Raw genomic sequence first — 17,721 nt, forward strand, 5'->3', positions numbered from 1 at the left:
CGATGCTGTATCACCTTGCCATGTGGATGAAGGAGTCGGTCAGCGAGTTCAACCTGTTCGGCTATCTGACCTTTCGCAGCATTCTGGGCGTGCTCACTGCGCTGATCTTTTCGTTCATCGCCGGCCCCTGGATGATCCAGAAACTCCATGACTTCAAGTTCGGCCAGGTGATCCGCGAGGTCGGGCCGAAGTCGCATCAGGCCAAGACCGGCACTCCGACCATGGGCGGCGTGATGATCCTGGCGGCCATCACCATCGCCACCCTGGCGTGGTCGGATCTCACCAACCGTTTCGTGTGGTTCGCGCTGCTGGTCACGCTTTCGTTCGGCGCCGTGGGGTTTGCGGACGACTTCATCAAGATCAAGCACCGGCGCAACCTGGGCCTCACGGCGCGACAGAAATATTTCTGGTTGTCGCTAGCCGGCTTCGGCGTATCGGCGCTGATCTACGTCACCGCCCAGGCGCCGGTGGAAACCAGCCTGATCTTTCCGTTGCTGAAGGACGTGGCCGTCCCGATGGGACTGTTCTTCATCTTCTGGAGCTATCTGGTGATCGTGGGCACCAGCAACGCGGTGAATCTCACCGACGGGCTCGACGGCCTGGCCATCATGCCCTGCGTGCTGGTGGCTTCGGCGTTGGCGGTGTTCGCCTACTGCACCGGCAACGTCAAGATCGCGGGTTATCTGGGCATCCCGTACATCGCCGGGGTCGGTGAGCTGGTGGTCTTCTGCACCGCTCTAGCGGGCGCGGGGCTGGGCTTCCTGTGGTTCAACGCCTATCCGGCGCAGGTGTTCATGGGCGACGTCGGGGCCCTGGCGCTGGGCGCGGCGCTGGGCGTGGTGGCGATCCTGGTGCGCCAGGAACTGGTGCTGGTGGTGATGGGCGGCGTGTTCGTGGCCGAAACGCTGTCGGTGATGCTGCAGGTGGCCTACTTCAAGTACAGCGGCGGCAAGCGCATCTTCCGCATGGCGCCGCTGCACCATCACTTCGAACTCAAGGGCTGGCCCGAGCCCAAGATCATCGTGCGCTTCTGGATCGTGACCCTGATCCTGGTGCTGATCGGTCTGTCGACGCTGAAGGTGCGGTGATGGCCTCGGTCAGAAATCGGGAGTGGACCGGCGGGAGCCCCGAAGGAATCGGGAATCGCTACGACGGGGTTTCGCTGTTGATCGTCGGACTCGGTGCGTCCGGGGTCTCCGCACTCCGCTACCTCGCACGCGAAGGCGCGAAGCTGGTCGTTACCGATTCGCGTGCGGCGCCGGCTGGCGTCGAGGCGCTGCGTCGCGAGTTTCCGCAGGTCGAATTCCGGCTCGGCGCCTTCGACGCGCCGCGGCCACTGACGCAGTTTGCCGAGGCGGTGGTTTCACCGGGCGTGTCGCTCGACGAGCCCTTCGTGCACTCGCTGATCGCCGCCGGCATCCCCGTGATTGGCGACATCGAGTTGTTTGCGCGTGCGGTTTCGTCTCCCGTCTCCCGTCTCTCGTCTCCCGGCGTCATCGGCATCACCGGCAGCAACGGCAAGAGTACCGTCACCACCCTGGTCGGCGAGATGGCGCGCGCAGCCGGGCTACGTGTGAAGGTGGGCGGCAATCTGGGCACACCGGCGCTGGATCTGCTGAGCGACGACACCGAGCTGTACGTGCTGGAGCTGTCGAGTTTCCAGCTGGAAACCACCCACAGCCTGCGCTGCAGCGCGGCGGCCTTCCTCAATCTGGCGGAGGATCATCTCGACCGTCACCACGACATGGCGCGCTACGCCGCGATCAAGGCGCGCATTTTTCGCGGCTGCGAGGTGGCGGTGGTGAACCGGGACGATGCGTTTACGGGAATCGGGAATCGGGAATCGGGAGTCGCAAGAACGGTAGCGTTTGGTCTGGGCGCGCCGACACCCACGCAGCAATACGGTCTCGTGCAGCACCAAGCCGAAACCTGGCTTGCCTCGACGATTCCAGATTCCGGATTGCCGATTCCCGTGCTCCCATGTGCAGCGCTCAAGATCCACGGCCTGCACAACGTGGCCAATGCCCTCGCCACGCTGGCGCTGGCCGACGCAGTCGGGATCGCGCGCGAGGCTGCGCTGCAGGCCTTGCGCGAGTTCAGGGGTCTGCCGCATCGATGCGAGTTCGTTGCCGAACGCGGCGGCGTGACCTGGCTCAACGACTCCAAGGGCACCAACGTCGGGTCCACCCTGGCGGCGCTCAAGGGTTTGCCGGGCCCGATCGTCTGGCTCGGCGGCGGCCAGGGCAAGGGGCAGGATTTTTCACCGCTGGCGCAACCTTTGGCGGACAAGGGCCGTGCGGCGCTGCTGTTCGGCCAGGACGCACAGGCCATTGAAGACGCCATCTACGGCGCGCTGCCGGTGTATCGCGATCCCGACATGAACGCGGCGCTGTCGCGTGCCAAGACCCTGGCGCAGCCGGGTGATCAGGTGCTGCTGTCGCCGGCCTGCGCCAGTCTGGACCAGTTTCGCAACTACGTGGAGCGCGGTGAGCGCTTCAGCCGATGGGTGTGCGATCACGCATGAACCTGAGCCTGCCACGCTGGAACTCGCAGCCGCAGCAGTTGGTGTTGCCGTTGCCGCGTGCGCAGGTGGGTCTGGACCCGCTGATGTGCGCAGCGGTGGCCGCGGTGTTGTGTTGGGGTCTGGTGATGGTGGCCTCGGCTTCGGTGGCGCAGGCGCAGAAGCTCACCGGCGAGCCGTTCTATTTTTTCTATCGTCAACTGGTCTTCACCGGCATCGGCGGTCTGCTGGCCTGGGGCGCGTTCCTGGTACCGGCGCACGTATGGGAGCGCAAGAGCGGCTGGCTGGCGGTGGGCGGACTGATCCTGCTGGCGGTGGTGCTGATTCCCGGCATCGGCGTCAAGGTCAATCACGCGCGGCGCTGGATCGACCTGGAGTTCATCCGAATCCAGGCATCGGAACCGGCACGACTGGCGCTGATCACCTATCTGGCCGGTTATATCGTGCGCCGCCAGGGACGGCTGCAGAACACTCTCGGCGGCCTGCTGATTCCTTTTCTGCCGGTGCTCCTGGCCGGCGTGCTGCTGCTGTTGGAGCCCGACTTCGGCGCCACCGCCATCCTGATTGCGGTGGCCTTCATCATGCTGTTCCTGGGCGGCGCCCGCATGATCTATCTGATCGGGCTGGTGCTGGTGGCGAGTGTCGGGCTGGGCCTGCTGGCGATGGCCGAGGCTTATCGCGTGCGTCGCCTGATGAATTTCACCGATCCGTTCGCCGACATGGAGAACGGCGGCTGGCAGCTGGCCAACTCGCTGATCGCCATCGGTCGCGGCGAGTGGGTCGGCGTGGGCTTGGGCAACAGCGTGCAGAAGCTGTTGTACCTGCCGGAAATGCACACGGATTTCATCTTCGCCATCCTCGCCGAGGAGTTTGGTCTGTTCGGCGTGCTGGTGCTGTTGGGTCTGTTCTGCGTGATGGTGTGGCGCGGGTTTGTCATCGGTGCCAAGGCCGAGGCCCTGGGCGAACGCTTCAAGGCCTATCTGGTTTACGGCCTGACCACCTGGTTGGGCCTTCAGGCGCTGATCAACATGGCGGTCAACATGGGCGCGCTGCCGACCAAGGGACTGACCCTGCCCTTGATGAGCTACGGCGGATCGTCGCTGATCACCGTGATGATCCTACTGGCATTGATCCTGCGCGTGGACTACGAGAATCGCCAGGCCGAGTCGCGCAAGACGGTGCCGTCGTCATGAGCGACGCTCTGCGCTTTGTGATCATGGCGGGTGGCACTGGCGGCCACGTCTTTCCCGCCCTCGCGGTCGCGCACGAACTGCGTCGTCGCGGGCACGAGGTGGTGTGGATGGGCGCGCCGGACTCCTTCGAGGCGCGCACCGTTCCCCCGCAAGGCTATCCGCTGGAGCTGGTGCAGGTTGGCGGCCTGCGCGGCAAGGGCACTTGGACCCTGATCGGCGCGCCGCTGCGCCTGCTGCGGGCGGTCTGGCAGGCTTGGCGGATCCTGTCGCGACGGCGTCCACATGCCGTGCTCGGCATGGGCGGCTTCGCCGCCGGACCGGGCGGTCTGGCGGCCTGGCTGCGGCGCACGCCGCTGGTGATCCACGAGCAGAACGCCGCGCCGGGGCTGACCAATCGCCTATTATCGAAACTGGCGCGCCGGGTGCTCGAAGCTTTCCCCGGGACGTTCGTCGGCGCCACCACGGTCGGCAACCCGGTGCGCGACGGCTTTGCCGAACTGCCTTCGCCGTCGCGGCGCATGGTGGAGCGCGCCAGCGCGCCGCCGACGGTGCTGGTGTTGGGCGGCAGCCAGGGCGCGCGCGCGCTCAACGAGCGGATGCCGCAGGCGCTGGCATTGATGCCGCCGCAGTCGCGGCCGCAGGTGTGCCACCAGGCCGGCCGTACCCTGGAGCTGGCGCAACGCGCCTATGCCGATTGTGCGGTGCAGGCGCAGATCGAAGCCTTCATCCACGACATGCCCGCCGCCTACGCCGCAGCCGACCTGGTGGTGTGTCGTGCCGGTGCTTCGACCGTGGCCGAACTGTCCGCAGCCGGCTGTGCGGCGCTGCTGGTGCCGTTTCCGTTTGCGGTGGACGATCACCAGACCCGCAACGGCGAGCACCTGGTGCAGGCTTGCGCCGCACGCCTGATCGCCGAGGCCGAACTGAGCGCGCAGCGCCTTTGCGACGAGCTGACGGATCTGCTGTCCGACCGCATCAGGCTGATCGAAATGGCCGAGCGCGCGCGCACCACGGCCTGGGCGGACGCCACCGACACCATTGCCGACGTCTGCGTGGACGTCGCCGGGGCACGCTCATGATGGCGCCCCATCACGTGCATCCGGTGATGCGGCGGGTGCGACGCATCCACATGCTGGGCATCGGCGGCAGCGGTATGGCGGGCATCGCCGAGGTGCTGCTCAACCTGGGCTACCAGGTTTCCGGCACCGATCTGCGCGACAGCGCGGCCACGCGCAGGCTCGCCGGCCTGGGCGCGCAGATTTTCATCGGTCATGCGGAGTCCAACGCGCACGGCGCCGACGTGCTGGTGGTATCCACCGCGGTGCCGCCGGGCAATCCCGAACTGGAGTACGCCCGCGCACAGCGCGTTCCGGTGGTGCGTCGCGCCGAGATGCTGGCCGAACTGATGCGCTTCCGGCACGGCATCGCGATTGCCGGTACCCACGGCAAGACCACCACCACCAGTCTGGTGGCGGCGGTGCTGGCCGAGGGCGGACTCGATCCCACTTTTGTGGTCGGCGGCAAGGTCAAGAGCGCCGACACCAATGCACGCCTGGGCAGCAGCCAGTATCTGGTCGCCGAGGCCGACGAAAGCGACGCGTCCTTTCTGCATCTGAACCCGATGATCGCGGCCGTCACCAACATCGACGCCGATCATCTGGAGACCTACGGCGGCGACTTCGAACGGCTCAAGGACACCTTCATCGAATTCCTGCAGCGGCTGCCGTTCTACGGTCTGGCCGTGCTGTGCGCGGACGATCCGGTGGTGATGGAGCTGCAGACGCGCATCGGGCGCCCCATCCTCACCTACGGGTTCGACGCCGACGCCGACGTGCGCGCCGAAAGCGTCGTCGCCAGCGGCCATGGAAACGACTTCGTCGCGGTGTGGCGCGACGGCACGCGCGAAAACCTGCACCTGAACTTGCCCGGCCTGCACAACGTGCTCAACGCCATGGCGGCGGTGGCCATCGCGCGCGAGCTCGGCGTGAGCCTGCCCAGCATTCGCAAGGCGCTGCTGGAGTTTCAGGGCATCGGCCGGCGCTGCGAGTCGCATGGCTGGCTGACGCTGCCGCGGGGCCGCTGCTGGCTGGTGGACGACTACGGACATCACCCGCGCGAGCTCGCCGCCACCTTTCAGGCGATGCGCGCGGCGCATCCCGGCCAGCGCCTCGTGGCCGCGTTCCAGCCGCATCGCTACACCCGGACCCGTGACCTGTTCGACGACTTCTGCGAAATCCTGTCGCAGGTCGACGCGCTGCTGCTGCTGGAGATCTATCCGGCGGGCGAGGCGCCGATTGCCGGAGCCGACGCGCGCAGCCTGGCACGTGGCATCCGCGCGCGCGGCAAGGTCGAGCCGGTTTACGTCAAGGCGGTGGCAGAGCTGCCCGAAGCCCTGAGCGGGGTGCTGGAAGACGGCGACGTGCTGCTGACCATCGGCGCCGGTGACATCGGCAATGCACCGGCGCTGCTGCTGCAGCACTACGGGAGCGCTCCATGAGCGCGCGCGGCGGCGGCAAGTCGGGTCGCGGTACCGGCCTCAAGGCCGGCAAGCGCGCCCGCGCGGCATCGGCGCGGGCGTCGACGCCGGTGAGCCGCGCGCCGCAGCCGGCGTTGCGCGGCCGGCTGCTGCAGAACGAATCGCTGGCGACCCACACCAGCTGGCGCGTCGGCGGTCCCGCGGCGCGCTACTTCGAACCCGCCGACCGTGAAGACCTGATCGTGTTCGTGCGCTCGCTGCAGCCCGCCGAACCGCTGCTGTGGCTGGGTCTGGGCAGCAATCTGCTGGTCCGCGATGGCGGTTGGCCCGGCACTGTGATCTCCCTGCATGGCGCGCTTGACGGCCTCGCCGAAGCGGGTCCGTCGGAGATCTACGCCGAAGCCGGTGTGCATTGCGCGCGCCTGGCCAAGTTTGCGCAGACCCTCGGGCGCGCCGGGCTCGGTTTCATGGCCGGCATTCCGGGCACGGTGGGCGGCGCGCTGGCGATGAATGCTGGCGCCTGGGGCGGCGAGACCTGGCCGCATGTGGCCGCGGTGGAGGTGCTGTATCTGGACGGCCGCACCGCCTGGCTGGAAGCCAAGGACTTTCGCTTCGAGTATCGGCATATCGAAGCGCCGCCGGGCTTCTGCGGATTTCTCGGCGCGCGCTTTCGCGTCACCGAAGATGTCGACGGCGGCCATGAGCGCACCACGCGCGAGTGGCTGGCCCGGCGCAAGGCGACACAGCCGGTCGGCAAGCCCAGTGCGGGCAGCACCTTTCGCAATCCCCCCGGCGATTACGCGGCGCGGCTGATCGAGGCCTGCGGCCTGAAGGGCTATCGCATCGGCGGTGCCGAGGTGTCGAGCCTGCACGCCAATTTCATTGTCACCGACGACGGCGCCACCGCCGCCGACGTCGAACGTCTGATCGATCACCTCAGGCATACCGTACGCAGCCGGACCGGCGTCGATCTGAGCCCCGAAGTCCGCATTGTCGGAGCGCAGACATGAGCGCTCGTCGGCGTGTCGGCGATTCCGCCGAGTTCGGAAAGGTCGCCGTGCTCATGGGGGGGTGGGTGAGTCGCGCGTTTTGTGCGGAGCGACTCGATGTCGCTCCGCGCGCGACGAACGCCCGCGGACTTGTCCGTGGGCCGGAAGGCCAGACAAGGGTCCACCCCCACGCACGGAGGGATGCATGAGACCCAAGGTCTCCAATCCCGCCGAGTTCGGAAAGGTCGCCGTGCTCATGGGGGGGTGGTCCTCAGAGCGCGAAGTGTCGCTGAGCAGCGGTCGCGCCGTGCATGCCGCGCTGTTGGCGCGCGGGGTGGATGCGGTTGCAGTGGATGTCGACCGCGACAAGGTGCTGCGACTCGGGCAGGACGGTTACGCCCGCGCGTTCATCGTGATGCACGGCACCGGCGGCGAAGACGGCACGGTGCAGGCCGCACTCGAACTGCAGGGTCTGGCGTACACCGGCAGCGGGGTGCTCGCCTCGGCCCTGGCCATGGACAAGCTGCGCACCAAGGTGCTGTGGAAGGCCGCCGGCCTGCCGACCCCCGACTGGCAGCTGTTGCGCGGCAACGACGACGCTCTGCACGCCGGTGAAACGCTGGGCTATCCGTATTTCGTCAAGCCGGTGGCCGAGGGTTCCAGCGTCGGGATCGCCAAGGTCAAGTTTGCGACCTCGGCGGTGTCGGCGTACCGCCGCGCGGCGGGCGAACACCAGATGTTGCAGCGCGCGGTCATCGCCGAACGCTGCATCGAGGGCGGCGAGTACACCTGCGCGATCCTCGACGGCGCAGCGCTGCCGACAATCCGCATCGAGCCCGACGGCGAGTTCTACGACTACCACGCCAAGTACGTTTCCGAGCGCACCCGCTACGTCTGCCCGAGCGGCCTGCCTGCGGAGCTGGAAGCCCGCATCCAGGGCATCTGTCTGCAGGCCTTCGATCTGCTCGGCGCGCACGGCTGGGGCCGGGTGGATTTCCTGCTCGACGCGCAGCAGCAACCCTGGCTGCTCGAAGCGAATCTGGTGCCGGGCATGACCTCGCACTCGCTGGTGCCGATGGCAGCGGCGGCCGTCGGGATGGACTTCGGCGCGCTGTGCTGGGCGATTCTGGAAACGACGTTGCCGCAGGCGGTGTCGGATGCCGGCGGTGACGCGCCATGAGCCGCGCGCACAGCCTGCCGCGACCGTTGGCGCTGCCGAACTGGCGCCTGTCGCCGCTGCTGTCGTCGCTGCTGATGCTGGCATTGGTGCTCGCAGGCCTGTGGGCGCTGGTGCCGGAAGAGGCGCCGCTGACGCGTCTGGAAGTGCGTGGGCATTTCGAGCGCATGCAGGCGCACGACGTGCAGCGCGCGGTAGAGCCCTATCTGAGCAACAGCTTCTTCGCGCTGGACATGCACGCGCTGCGCGACGCGGTGGCGCAACTGCCCTGGGTGGCACAGGTCCGCGCGGAACGGCATTGGCCCGGAATGGTCAGTGTCCGCATCGTCGAGCGCCAGCCCTACGCACGCTGGAACGACGACGGCCTGCTCGATACCGAGGCGCGCGCCTTCGTGCCGCGTGCGGCACAGATTCCGGCCGGTCTGCCGTTGCTGGGCGGCAGCCCCGGACACGAGATCGAAGTGGCCCACACCTGGGAGCGGGTGTCGCGCGTGCTGGCGAACACGCCGGCGGCCCTGGCGGGATTGCAACTGGAAGCGCGCGGCGAGTGGACGGCGCGCACCGACAGCGGCATCGAGTTGCGATTCGGCCAGAGCCCGCCGGACGAAAAGCTGCCGATGTTGCGCGATGTGGTGCTGCGCACGCTCGACGGTCGCTGGCAGCAGGTGGAGTACGTGGATCTTCGTTACACCAACGGGTTCGCTGTCGGTTGGCGCGAGGCCGAAACAACCGGAGCTGATGAACCATGATGAACAAGCGCGAGTCGCGCGAGCTGCTGATGGGCCTGGACGTGGGCACGTCCAAGGTCGTTTGCGTGATCGGCGAGGTGATGCCAGGCGGGCAGATCCAGGTGGTGGGTCTGGGCCAGCAACCGTCGCGCGGACTCAAGCGCGGGGTGGTGATCAACATCGACGCCACCGTGCAGTCGATCCGCCGTGCGGTGGAAGAGGCCGAGATGATGGCCAACGCGCGCGTGCAGAACGTCTACGTGGGTCTGTCCGGCGCACACATCAAGAGCCACAACTCGGTGGGGGTGGTGCCGGTGAGTTCGCGCGAGGTGAGCCATCGCGACGTCGAGAAGGTGATCGAGGCCGGGCGCGCGATCGCGATTCCCGCCGACCAGAAAGTCATCCACGTGTTGCCGCAGGAGTTCGTGGTCGACAACCAGGAGGGCATTCTCAAGCCCGAAGGGATGTTCGGCGTGCGCCTGGAGGCCAAGGTGCACATCGTCACCGGTTCGATGAGCGCCGCGCAAAACCTGCAGAAGTGCGTGGAGTCCTGCGGGCTGCACGTGGAGAAGCTGTGCCTGCAGCACATCGCCTCCAGCAGCGCGGTGCTGTTGCCCGACGAAAAGGATCTGGGCATTTGCATGGTCGACATCGGCGGCGGCACCTCCGACATCGCGGTGTTCAAGGGCGGCTCGGTGCGTCACACCGCGGTGCTGCCGATCGCCGGCGAGCAGGTCACCAACGACATCAGCGTGGCGTTCCGCACGCCGACCGCGGCGGCCGAGGAGATCAAGGTCAAGTTCGGCTGCGCACTGCCGCAGATGGTGCAGCACGACGAGGAGATCGAAGTGCCGAGCGTGGGCGAGGGCCCACCGCGAAGGCTGTCGCGTTCGACGCTCGCGGAGGTGATCCGGCCGCGCTACGAGGAGCTGTTCCGCTTCGTGCGCAAGGAGCTGCATCGGGCGGATTGGTACGACGCCATCGCCGGTGGCGTGGTGCTGACCGGCGCGGCTTCGCTGATGCCGGGTGTCCCGGAACTGGCCGAGGAAGTGTTCGAGCTGCCCACGCGGGTCGGGCCGCCACACGAGGTCACCGGCATCCGCGACGTGGCGCACAGCCCGGCGTATGCGACCGCGGTGGGCCTGCTGATCTATGCCCGCTCTCAGACGCAATCGCGGCAGTCGCCCGGCGATCGCAACGCGCTGTCGTACTGGATCGAGCGGCTCAACAGCTGGTTCAAGGGCAATTTTTGAAGGGCGGTTTTCAGGAGCCGAGAAGGACTGCGGAATCGCGAAAAGAATGTTGTTAGAAGTGTTGCAATTAAATGATCGAGTAGTACACTTCAGAACAATCAAACTTTCTCGCTAAATCTAATCCGTTGTCACAATCGGATAGTCGAGTTCAACAAGGAATGGATCGGGCGGAGGTGGTCATGAATACGCGCACAAACGAGCTTTACGAGATCGTCGATGGGCAGCCGATGGACGCGGTCATCCGCGTCGTGGGTGTCGGCGGCGGTGGCTGCAATTCGGTCAACGAGATGGTGGTGGCGCAGATCGAAGGCGTGGAGCTGATCGCCGCCAACACCGATCGCAAGCACCTTGAGCGCTGCAAGACCACCAACATCCTGCAACTGGGACCGCGCACCACGCGCGGCCTGGGCGCTGGTAGCAACCCGGCCATGGGTCGCGAGGCGGCACTGGAATCGCGCGACCTGATCCGCGAGATGATCGAGGGCACCGATCTGCTCTTCATCACCGCCGGTATGGGCGGCGGCACCGGCACCGGCGCCGCGCCGGTGATCGCCGAGATCGCCAAGGAGCTGGGCATCCTCACCGTGGCGGTGGTGACCAAGCCCTACGCCTTCGAGCCGCCCAAGCGCACCCTGATGGCCGAGCGCGGCCTGCAGGAACTGCGCAATCTGGTGGACTCGCTGATCGTGATTCCCAACGAGAAGCTGCAGCTGGTGCTGCCGGAAGACATGACCGTGGTCGAGTGCCACCGCAAGGCCGACGAAGTGCTGAAGAACGCGGTGCAGGGCATCAGCGGCATCATCACCAGCCCGGGTGAGATCAGCGTGGACTTCGCCGACGTGCGCACGGTGATGTCCAACCGCGGCATGGCGATGATGGGCATCGGTACCGGCGACGGCGAGAATCGCGCGCTGCAGGCGGTGGAAGCGGCGCTGGCCTGCCCGTTGATCGACGACATCGAGCTGCACGACGCCAAGGGCATCCTGGTGACCCTGGCGCACAGCGGCTCGCTGAAGAAGAAAGAACTGACCGTAGTGATGGAGCGGGTCGGCCAGATCGGCAACGCCGACGTCGACATGAAGTTCGGCATCACCATCGACGAGTCCCTCGGCGACGAGTTGCGGGTGACCGTGGTCGCCACCGGCCTGGGCAGCAAGCACGTCGAACGCATGGCGCCGCCGCAGCCGCAGAAAGTGGTATCGATCACGACGCCGCGGCTGGAGCCCAGCGTGCCGCCGCTGCTGCAGCCGACCAAGGTGGACTATGAGAAGCCCGCGTTTGCCCGCGAAGGCAAGAAAGTGGCCGGCGGCGGCGGGGCACCCGCCTGGCTCAGCTCGCTGGACGAAAGCGTGCTGAACATTCCGACCTTCCTGCGGCAACAGGCGGACTGAAAAGCAGGCGCAAGGCGTCAGGACGCTCGCTGCGCGAGCTTTAGGCGTTAGCGTCACGACTAACGCCTGACGCCCGGCTGTTACACTTCGGTGCTATGGTCAGGCAACGTACGCTCAAGCAGTCGGTCCGCGCCGCCGGAATCGGCCTGCACTCGGGGCAGCGCGTGTTCATGTCGCTGCTGCCGGCGGGCCCGGACACGGGAATTCTGTTCCGCCGCGTGGACCTGTCGCCGCCGGTGGAAATTCCCGCCGACGCAGAGCTGGTGCGCGAGACCATGCTTTCCAGCAACCTGGTCAAGGACGGCGCCAAGGTCGGCACGGTGGAGCATCTGATGTCGGCGCTGGCCGGCCTGGGCATCGACAACTGCGTGGTCGAGTTGTCGGCGGCCGAGACGCCGATCATGGACGGCAGCGCCAGTCCGTTCGTGTTCCTGATCCAGTCAGCCGGGATTTTCGAGCAGGATGCGCCCAAGAAATTCGTTCGCATCAAACAACCGGTGCAGGTACAGGACGGCGACAAGTTCGCCCGTTTCGAGCCACACGACGGTTTCCGCCTTGGATTCAGCGTGGAGTTCAAGCATCCGGTGTTCAAGTCCGGCGTGCAGTCTGCGGTGGTGGATTTTTCCTCGACCTCGTACGTGCAGGAAGTGGCGCGTGCACGCACCTTCGGATTCATGCGCGAACTGGACCAGTTGCGCGCCAACAACCTCGGCCTGGGCGCCAGCCTCGACAATGTGGTGGCGCTGGACGAATTTCGCATCGTCAACACCGACGGCCTGCGCTATGAAGACGAGTTGGTGCGCCACAAGATTCTCGACGCCATCGGCGATCTCTACCTGATCGGGCACAGCATCATCGGCGCGTACACCGCCCACAAGTCGGGTCATGCGCTCAATAACAAGTTGCTGCGTGCGCTGCTGGCCGACACGTCTGCCTGGGAGCAGGTGACCTTCGAAGACGCCAAGCGGCCTGCTCCCATCGCCTACGTGCGCGGGGCCCTGGCGGGGGCCTGAGGGCCATCGGCGCCGGCCGCGTGTCTTGCGCCCGGTTTTCCGCCGCGCTTAGACTCCGGCCTTGGGGCGTCCCGGTCTCACCCTGGTCTCAAGTCGGTCGAACGGCAGTTGGTGGTGTTCTCGCAGGTAGCCCAGCAGGGCTTCGCGGCGGTATCGCAGGGCGGTCAGCGCCGCTGCGCTGTCGGAATGAGCCACTAGCGTGGTGCCGCGCAGATTGACCACGCGGATGGCACGCATCCACGGCTCGCCAGACCACTGCTGACAGGCACGATGGACCGCTTCGATGCGACGCACATGTTGTAGCAGCGGCTCAAGCTCTCCAGGGCTCCCAGCCAGTTTGCCGTGCAGCAAGGCGAGTTCGGCGCTCATTTGAAGTGGAATGACGGAAACAATATCGGCCAGATGGACATCATCGTAGTCAGCCGCAACCGGCAACGCACCTGGCGCCTTGCGCTGACCCCGCGAAACGTCCTGCTGTGGGCACCGCTGATCCTCGTACTGAGCGCAATCATGGTCGGCACCGGCACGCTGGGCTGGTTGCTGCGTGGGATCGGCCCCGGTCCGGCGGCGTCGCCGGAACTGGTGGAATTGTGGGCCCAGCAGGTTGCCGACCAGCGTCAGGAGCTGGCGCAGGCCAAGGCCCTGGCCGAACAGAACACCCGCGCGCTGTCGCAGAAAGTGGCGCAGTTGCAGGCACACGTGATGCGCCTGGACGCCGCCGGGCACCGCATGACCGAGGTTGCCGGCCTGGATGCGGATGAATTCAGCTTCGATAGCGCGCCCGCGGTCGGCGGGCCGGAAGTGGCGGAGGAACGCGAAAACTTCGATGGCGACCCGGTGCTTGGCGCGCTGGAAGCCTTCGAACGCAAGCTGCAGGCACGCGAACGACAGATGCGGGTGGTGGAGGACATCCTCATGGCCGGCCGCCTGCAGCGCGAACTCAAGCCCTCGGGATGGCCGGTGGTCGATGGCTACGTGTCGTCGATCTACGGTTGGCGCGCCGACCCGTTCAACGGACGCCGCGCACTGCATACCGGGATCGACTTTGCCGCCCCTGCCGGTGCCGAAGTACTGGCGGTGGCGGCCGGTATCGTCACCGAGGCCCTTGCCAAACCGGGCTACGGCCGCATGGTGGAGATCAACCACGGTAACGGCTATGTCACCCGTTACGGCCACAATCAGCGCCTGCTGGTAAAAGCGGGGCAGAAGGTCGGCAAGGGACAGAAGATCGCCACGGTAGGCAGTAGCGGCCGTGCCACCGGGCCGCACGTGCATTTCGAGGTGCTGCTCAACGGATACATGGTCAATCCTGCGCAGTACATCCGGGCTGCGCAGTAACCGCAGGGCGGCAAGATTCGGATCGACCGGGCTCGGATCCGCGCGACTTCGCCGCCACCGGCATAATGAGCGGGTAAAAATCCGCTCAATCCGGCGCGCCGAAGTTCGCCGCGCGCAACGCTCATTCAAGGTCAACATGCTCAACAACTGGCTCGCTCGCCTGTTCGGCAGCCGCAACCAGCGCATCGTTCGCGGCTTTCGCGGACTGGTCAAAACCGTCACCGATCTGGAACCGCGCTACGCCGCGCTCAGCGATGCCGAGCTCGCGCAGCAGACCGAGGTGTTCCGCGCGCGCCTGGCCAAGGGCGAGAAGCTCAAGGACATCCAGGCCGAGGCCTTCGCCTGCGTGCGCGAGGCCGGCAAGCGCGTGTTGGGCATGCGCCATTTCGACGTGCAGCTGATCGGCGGCGCGGTGCTCGACCAGGGCAAGATCGCCGAAATGCGCACCGGCGAAGGCAAGACCCTGGTTGCCACGCTGGGTGCTTATCTCAACGCCCTCGAAGGCCATGGCGTGCACGTGGTTACCGTCAACGATTACCTGGCGCGACGCGACTCCGAATGGATGGGCCGCATCTTCCGCTTCCTCGGTCTGAGCGTCGGCGTGATCGCCTCGGGTCAGAGCCAGGCGGAAAAACGCGAGGCCTACGCCTGCGACATCACCTACGCCACCAACAACGAGCTGGGTTTCGACTACCTGCGCGACAACATGGCCTTTCGGCCGGAGGACAAGGTCCAGCGCGGTCAGCATTACGCGATCATCGACGAAGTGGACTCCATCCTGATCGACGAGGCGCGTACGCCGCTGATCATCTCCGGCCCGACCGACGACGATCCGGACCTGTATCGCAAGATCAACGCCTTCATTCCCAAGCTGGTGCGCCAGCAGGCCGAGGACGGCGAAGGCGATTTCTGGGCCGACGAAAAATCGCGCCAGGCGATCCTGTCCGAAGCCGGGCACGAGAAGGTCGAAGACCTGATGCGCAGCAACGGCCTGCTCGGCGAGGACGACAGCCTTTACGACGCCGCCAACATCGTGCTGATGCATCACACCAACGCACTGCTGCGGGCGCATCATCTGTACCGCAAGGATGTCGAATACATCGTCCGCAACAATCAGATCGTCATCATCGACGAGTTCACCGGACGCATGATGCCGGGGCGGCGCTGGTCCGACGGTCTGCACCAGGCGATCGAAGCCAAGGAAGGGGTGAAGATCCAACAGGAAAACCAGACGCTGGCGAGCATCACCTTTCAGAACTACTTCCGCCTCTACAAGAAGCTGTCCGGCATGACCGGCACCGCGGATACCGAGGCGTTCGAGTTCCAGAGCATCTACGGTCTGGAAGTGGTCGTCATTCCCACCAACCGGCCGATGATTCGCGACGACCGTGGCGATCAGGTATTCATCTCGGCGCAGGAAAAATTCGACGCCGTCATTGCCGACATCAAGGAAGCGCACGCCAAGCAGCAACCGGTGCTGGTCGGTACCGCCAGCATCGAGACCTCCGAGTTGCTGTCGGGCCTGCTCGACAAGGCCGACATCAGGCATGAGGTCCTCAACGCCAAGCAGCACGAGCGCGAGGCCGAAATCGTCGCCCAGGCCGGACGTCCCGGCAGCGTGACCATCGCCACCAACATGGCCGGCCGCGGAACCGATATCGTGCTTGGCGGCTCGCTCGAAGCCGAGTTGAGCAAGATCGCCGAGGAAGACGTTGGCTCGCGGGAGGCAGCCAAGGCCGAATGGCAGCAACGCCATGACGCGGTCGTGGCCAGCGGCGGGCTGCTGGTGATCGGCTCCGAACGCCACGAGTCGCGGCGTATCGACAACCAGTTGCGCGGTCGCTCCGGTCGCCAGGGCGATCCCGGCGCATCGCGCTTCTACCTGTCGCTGGACGACACCCTGATGCGCATCTTCACCCCGCCGCGCATGCGCGCGATGCTCACCGGACTGGGTATGCAGCCTGGCGAGGCAATCGAGCACAAATGGGTGACCCGCGCCATCGAAACCGCGCAGCGCAAGGTCGAAGGTCACAATTTCGACATCCGAAAGAACCTGCTCGAATACGACAACGTCGCCAACGATCAGCGCAAGGCGGTGTACGAACTGCGCGACGAACTGATGGCCGCCGATCGCGTTACCCCCCTGATCGAGGAGATTCGCGGCGACGTCGTCAGCGCGGTGATCGACGCCCATGTGCCGCCGCAGTCGGTGGAGGAGCAATGGGATGTGCCGGCTCTGGAAGATGCGCTGCAGCGAGGCTTTTCGCTGTCGCTGCCGATCCGGCAATGGCTGGAAGAAGAGCAGGGCCTGGACGAGAAAGGGTTGCGCGCGCGCATCTCCGAACGCCTGCGCGAGGCCTACGAGCTGAAGAAGGAAAAGGTCGGCGCCCCGGTACTGGAGCACTTCGAGAAGGCCATCAGCCTGCAGGTGCTGGACAAGTTCTGGCAGGAGCATCTGGGTGCCATGGATTACCTGCGTCAAGGCATCCACCTGCGCGGCTACGCGCAGAAAGACCCCAAGCAGGAGTACAAGCGCGAAGCCTTCACCATGTTCAACGACATGCTGACGCGCTTCAAGCACGAGATCATTTCCATGGTCGCGCGCGTGCAGATCCAGACCGAGGAAGAAGTGCGCGCCATCGAAGAGAAGCGTCGCGCCGCCGAGGCCCGTCCCATGCAGTTCCAGCATGCCGAGGCGCCCGACGCCTCGCAGGTCGGCGCTACCGCGGCCGGTTCGGCCGAGACCGATACGACACCGCCGGCGCAGGCGCCGGGGCGTCCCTTGCCGGTCCGCGCTGCCGAGCCGGCACCGCGCCCGGAAACCTTCGTGCGCGAAGGGCGCAAGGTGGGACGCAACGACCCCTGTCCCTGCGGTTCGGGCCAGAAGTACAAGAACTGTCACGGCAAGCTCGGTTAGGCGCTAGGCGTTAGGTGCGGTGAAGTTCAAACGCACCCGGCGGCGCATCCACGCCATGCCCACCGCCGCAAAGGCTAGGCTCATCAGCAGGGCGTAGGCCCACTCCAGCGCGTTGAGCACCACGTCCTTGTCCGCCAGCAGGTGTTGCAACGGGATGCTGGCCAGACCCATCAGCAGCATCGCGGCGCACAGGGCGATCAGGGTTTTGCGCAGCAGGCCGCGATCCAGCACGCTGGCCAGCAGCATCTGCGCCAGCACCGTGAACGAGAAATACACGGTCACACCGTAACGACGCAGCCAGCGATAGAGATCGCCGTCGACGCCGAGGAATGTGGCGTAGAGCATCAGAAACAACGCGCCGATCACGCCCAGTGTCTGCATCGCAGCGATGCGCTTGCGACGGGACGCGGTCTGCGCACGCAGCCACTGCGCGGCCACCGACCAGTACACCAGCATCAGGCCCGCGATGGGCAGCATGGCCGCCTTGAACACGTGGTTGGCCATGCCGTGGCGTGCGGCACGCGAGATCGACGTGCAGCCCTCCAGGTAGGGCAGGCACAGCGGCACATGGCCGGCGTTGACGGAAATTGCATAGCACAGGTGGACGATCGCGATCGGCAGCAGGCCGATGGCCAGCGCCAGCCATGCCGGCGACAGCGCGGGAACTGCAGCCGATGCCATCGGTCTGCCTGGGCTAATCTTGCGTCCGATATCTTCAGGAGTCG

Annotated in this window: 15 protein-coding genes; 13 read left to right on the forward strand and 2 right to left on the reverse strand. The window is 66.2% G+C overall.

Going from position 1 to position 17,721, the window contains the following annotated elements; translation table 11 throughout:
- Positions 1 to 2 precede the first annotated feature (2 nt).
- The 11 genes from mraY to lpxC all read left to right on the forward strand — a co-directional run bounded on the left by mraY (position 3) and on the right by lpxC (position 12,741).
- On the forward strand, positions 3 to 1,088 hold the full coding sequence (mraY, locus tag ACOOHP_RS00460; protein ID WP_420464503.1) for a phospho-N-acetylmuramoyl-pentapeptide-transferase: 1,086 nt from the start codon (positions 3 to 5) through the stop codon (positions 1,086 to 1,088).
- Complete coding sequence (gene murD, locus ACOOHP_RS00465) at positions 1,088 to 2,524, forward strand: UDP-N-acetylmuramoyl-L-alanine--D-glutamate ligase (RefSeq protein ID WP_420464504.1); 1,437 nt, start codon at positions 1,088 to 1,090, stop codon at positions 2,522 to 2,524. The genes mraY and murD overlap by 1 nt, the downstream gene beginning before the upstream one ends.
- Positions 2,503 to 3,714, forward strand: coding sequence for a putative lipid II flippase FtsW (ftsW, locus tag ACOOHP_RS00470; protein WP_420464505.1), 1,212 nt, complete (start codon positions 2,503 to 2,505; stop codon positions 3,712 to 3,714). Before murD ends, ftsW begins: the two co-directional genes overlap by 22 nt.
- On the forward strand, positions 3,711 to 4,793 hold the full coding sequence (gene murG / locus ACOOHP_RS00475) for an undecaprenyldiphospho-muramoylpentapeptide beta-N-acetylglucosaminyltransferase (RefSeq protein WP_420464506.1): 1,083 nt from the start codon (positions 3,711 to 3,713) through the stop codon (positions 4,791 to 4,793). The genes ftsW and murG overlap by 4 nt, the downstream gene beginning before the upstream one ends.
- Complete coding sequence (gene murC, locus ACOOHP_RS00480; protein WP_420464507.1) at positions 4,790 to 6,211, forward strand: UDP-N-acetylmuramate--L-alanine ligase; 1,422 nt, start codon at positions 4,790 to 4,792, stop codon at positions 6,209 to 6,211. Before murG ends, murC begins: the two co-directional genes overlap by 4 nt.
- Positions 6,208 to 7,200: a UDP-N-acetylmuramate dehydrogenase gene (gene murB / locus ACOOHP_RS00485; protein ID WP_420464508.1), complete on the forward strand. Its 993-nt coding sequence runs from the start codon at positions 6,208 to 6,210 to the stop codon at positions 7,198 to 7,200. The genes murC and murB overlap by 4 nt, the downstream gene beginning before the upstream one ends.
- Before the next feature lie 184 nt (positions 7,201 to 7,384).
- Positions 7,385 to 8,359 (forward strand): D-alanine--D-alanine ligase, encoded by a 975-nt coding sequence (locus tag ACOOHP_RS00490; RefSeq protein WP_420464509.1) that lies wholly within the window; start codon positions 7,385 to 7,387, stop codon positions 8,357 to 8,359.
- Positions 8,356 to 9,105 carry a cell division protein FtsQ/DivIB gene (locus ACOOHP_RS00495; protein ID WP_420464510.1) on the forward strand — a complete coding sequence of 250 codons (750 nt, stop codon included), beginning with the start codon at positions 8,356 to 8,358 and terminating at the stop codon, positions 9,103 to 9,105. The genes ACOOHP_RS00490 and ACOOHP_RS00495 overlap by 4 nt, the downstream gene beginning before the upstream one ends.
- Complete coding sequence (gene ftsA, locus ACOOHP_RS00500) at positions 9,105 to 10,337, forward strand: cell division protein FtsA (RefSeq protein WP_420466919.1); 1,233 nt, start codon at positions 9,105 to 9,107, stop codon at positions 10,335 to 10,337. Before ACOOHP_RS00495 ends, ftsA begins: the two co-directional genes overlap by 1 nt.
- A gap of 179 nt (positions 10,338 to 10,516) precedes the next feature.
- Positions 10,517 to 11,728: a cell division protein FtsZ gene (ftsZ, locus tag ACOOHP_RS00505; RefSeq protein ID WP_420464511.1), complete on the forward strand. Its 1,212-nt coding sequence runs from the start codon at positions 10,517 to 10,519 to the stop codon at positions 11,726 to 11,728.
- Between the two features lie 95 nt (positions 11,729 to 11,823).
- Entirely contained in the window at positions 11,824 to 12,741 is a 918-nt protein-coding gene (lpxC, locus tag ACOOHP_RS00510; protein ID WP_420464512.1) for a UDP-3-O-acyl-N-acetylglucosamine deacetylase, read from the forward strand.
- A gap of 48 nt (positions 12,742 to 12,789) precedes the next feature.
- On the opposite strand, the gene ACOOHP_RS00515 is transcribed toward lpxC, so the two are convergent.
- Positions 12,790 to 13,110: a DciA family protein gene (locus ACOOHP_RS00515; protein WP_420464513.1), complete on the reverse strand. Its 321-nt coding sequence runs from the start codon at positions 13,108 to 13,110 to the stop codon at positions 12,790 to 12,792.
- Positions 13,111 to 13,143: 33 nt separating this feature from the next.
- Between ACOOHP_RS00515 and ACOOHP_RS00520 the strand changes: the two genes are divergently transcribed.
- On the forward strand, positions 13,144 to 14,079 hold the full coding sequence (locus ACOOHP_RS00520) for a M23 family metallopeptidase (RefSeq protein WP_420464514.1): 936 nt from the start codon (positions 13,144 to 13,146) through the stop codon (positions 14,077 to 14,079).
- A 136-nt stretch (positions 14,080 to 14,215) separates the two neighbouring features.
- Positions 14,216 to 16,996, forward strand: a complete 2,781-nt coding sequence (gene secA, locus ACOOHP_RS00525; protein WP_420464515.1) for a preprotein translocase subunit SecA — start codon at positions 14,216 to 14,218, stop codon at positions 16,994 to 16,996.
- 3 nt (positions 16,997 to 16,999) lie between these two features.
- On the opposite strand, the gene ACOOHP_RS00530 is transcribed toward secA, so the two are convergent.
- Positions 17,000 to 17,677: a hypothetical protein gene (locus ACOOHP_RS00530; RefSeq protein WP_420464516.1), complete on the reverse strand. Its 678-nt coding sequence runs from the start codon at positions 17,675 to 17,677 to the stop codon at positions 17,000 to 17,002.
- Between the last annotated feature and the right edge of the window lie 44 nt (positions 17,678 to 17,721).

It is taken from the genome of Panacagrimonas sp. (genome assembly GCF_965216805.1).
Taxonomy (GTDB): Bacteria; Pseudomonadota; Gammaproteobacteria; order Nevskiales; family Nevskiaceae; genus Panacagrimonas.

Bases quoted from the DNA above. Each gene is read 5' to 3' on its own strand.
- mraY (WP_420464503.1), top strand. From the start codon at position 3: ATGCTGTATCACCTTGCCATGTGGATGAAGGAGTCGGTCAGCGAGTTC.
- murD (WP_420464504.1), top strand. From the start codon at position 1,088: ATGGCCTCGGTCAGAAATCGGGAGTGGACCGGCGGGAGCCCCGAAGGA.
- ftsW (WP_420464505.1), top strand. From the start codon at position 2,503: ATGGGTGTGCGATCACGCATGAACCTGAGCCTGCCACGCTGGAACTCG.
- murG (WP_420464506.1), top strand. From the start codon at position 3,711: ATGAGCGACGCTCTGCGCTTTGTGATCATGGCGGGTGGCACTGGCGGC.
- murC (WP_420464507.1), top strand. From the start codon at position 4,790: ATGATGGCGCCCCATCACGTGCATCCGGTGATGCGGCGGGTGCGACGC.
- murB (WP_420464508.1), top strand. From the start codon at position 6,208: ATGAGCGCGCGCGGCGGCGGCAAGTCGGGTCGCGGTACCGGCCTCAAG.
- ACOOHP_RS00490 (WP_420464509.1), top strand. From the start codon at position 7,385: ATGAGACCCAAGGTCTCCAATCCCGCCGAGTTCGGAAAGGTCGCCGTG.
- ACOOHP_RS00495 (WP_420464510.1), top strand. From the start codon at position 8,356: ATGAGCCGCGCGCACAGCCTGCCGCGACCGTTGGCGCTGCCGAACTGG.
- ftsA (WP_420466919.1), top strand. From the start codon at position 9,105: ATGAACAAGCGCGAGTCGCGCGAGCTGCTGATGGGCCTGGACGTGGGC.
- ftsZ (WP_420464511.1), top strand. From the start codon at position 10,517: ATGAATACGCGCACAAACGAGCTTTACGAGATCGTCGATGGGCAGCCG.
- lpxC (WP_420464512.1), top strand. From the start codon at position 11,824: ATGGTCAGGCAACGTACGCTCAAGCAGTCGGTCCGCGCCGCCGGAATC.
- ACOOHP_RS00515 (WP_420464513.1), bottom strand. From the start codon at position 13,110: ATGAGCGCCGAACTCGCCTTGCTGCACGGCAAACTGGCTGGGAGCCCT.
- ACOOHP_RS00520 (WP_420464514.1), top strand. From the start codon at position 13,144: ATGGACATCATCGTAGTCAGCCGCAACCGGCAACGCACCTGGCGCCTT.
- secA (WP_420464515.1), top strand. From the start codon at position 14,216: ATGCTCAACAACTGGCTCGCTCGCCTGTTCGGCAGCCGCAACCAGCGC.
- ACOOHP_RS00530 (WP_420464516.1), bottom strand. From the start codon at position 17,677: ATGGCATCGGCTGCAGTTCCCGCGCTGTCGCCGGCATGGCTGGCGCTG.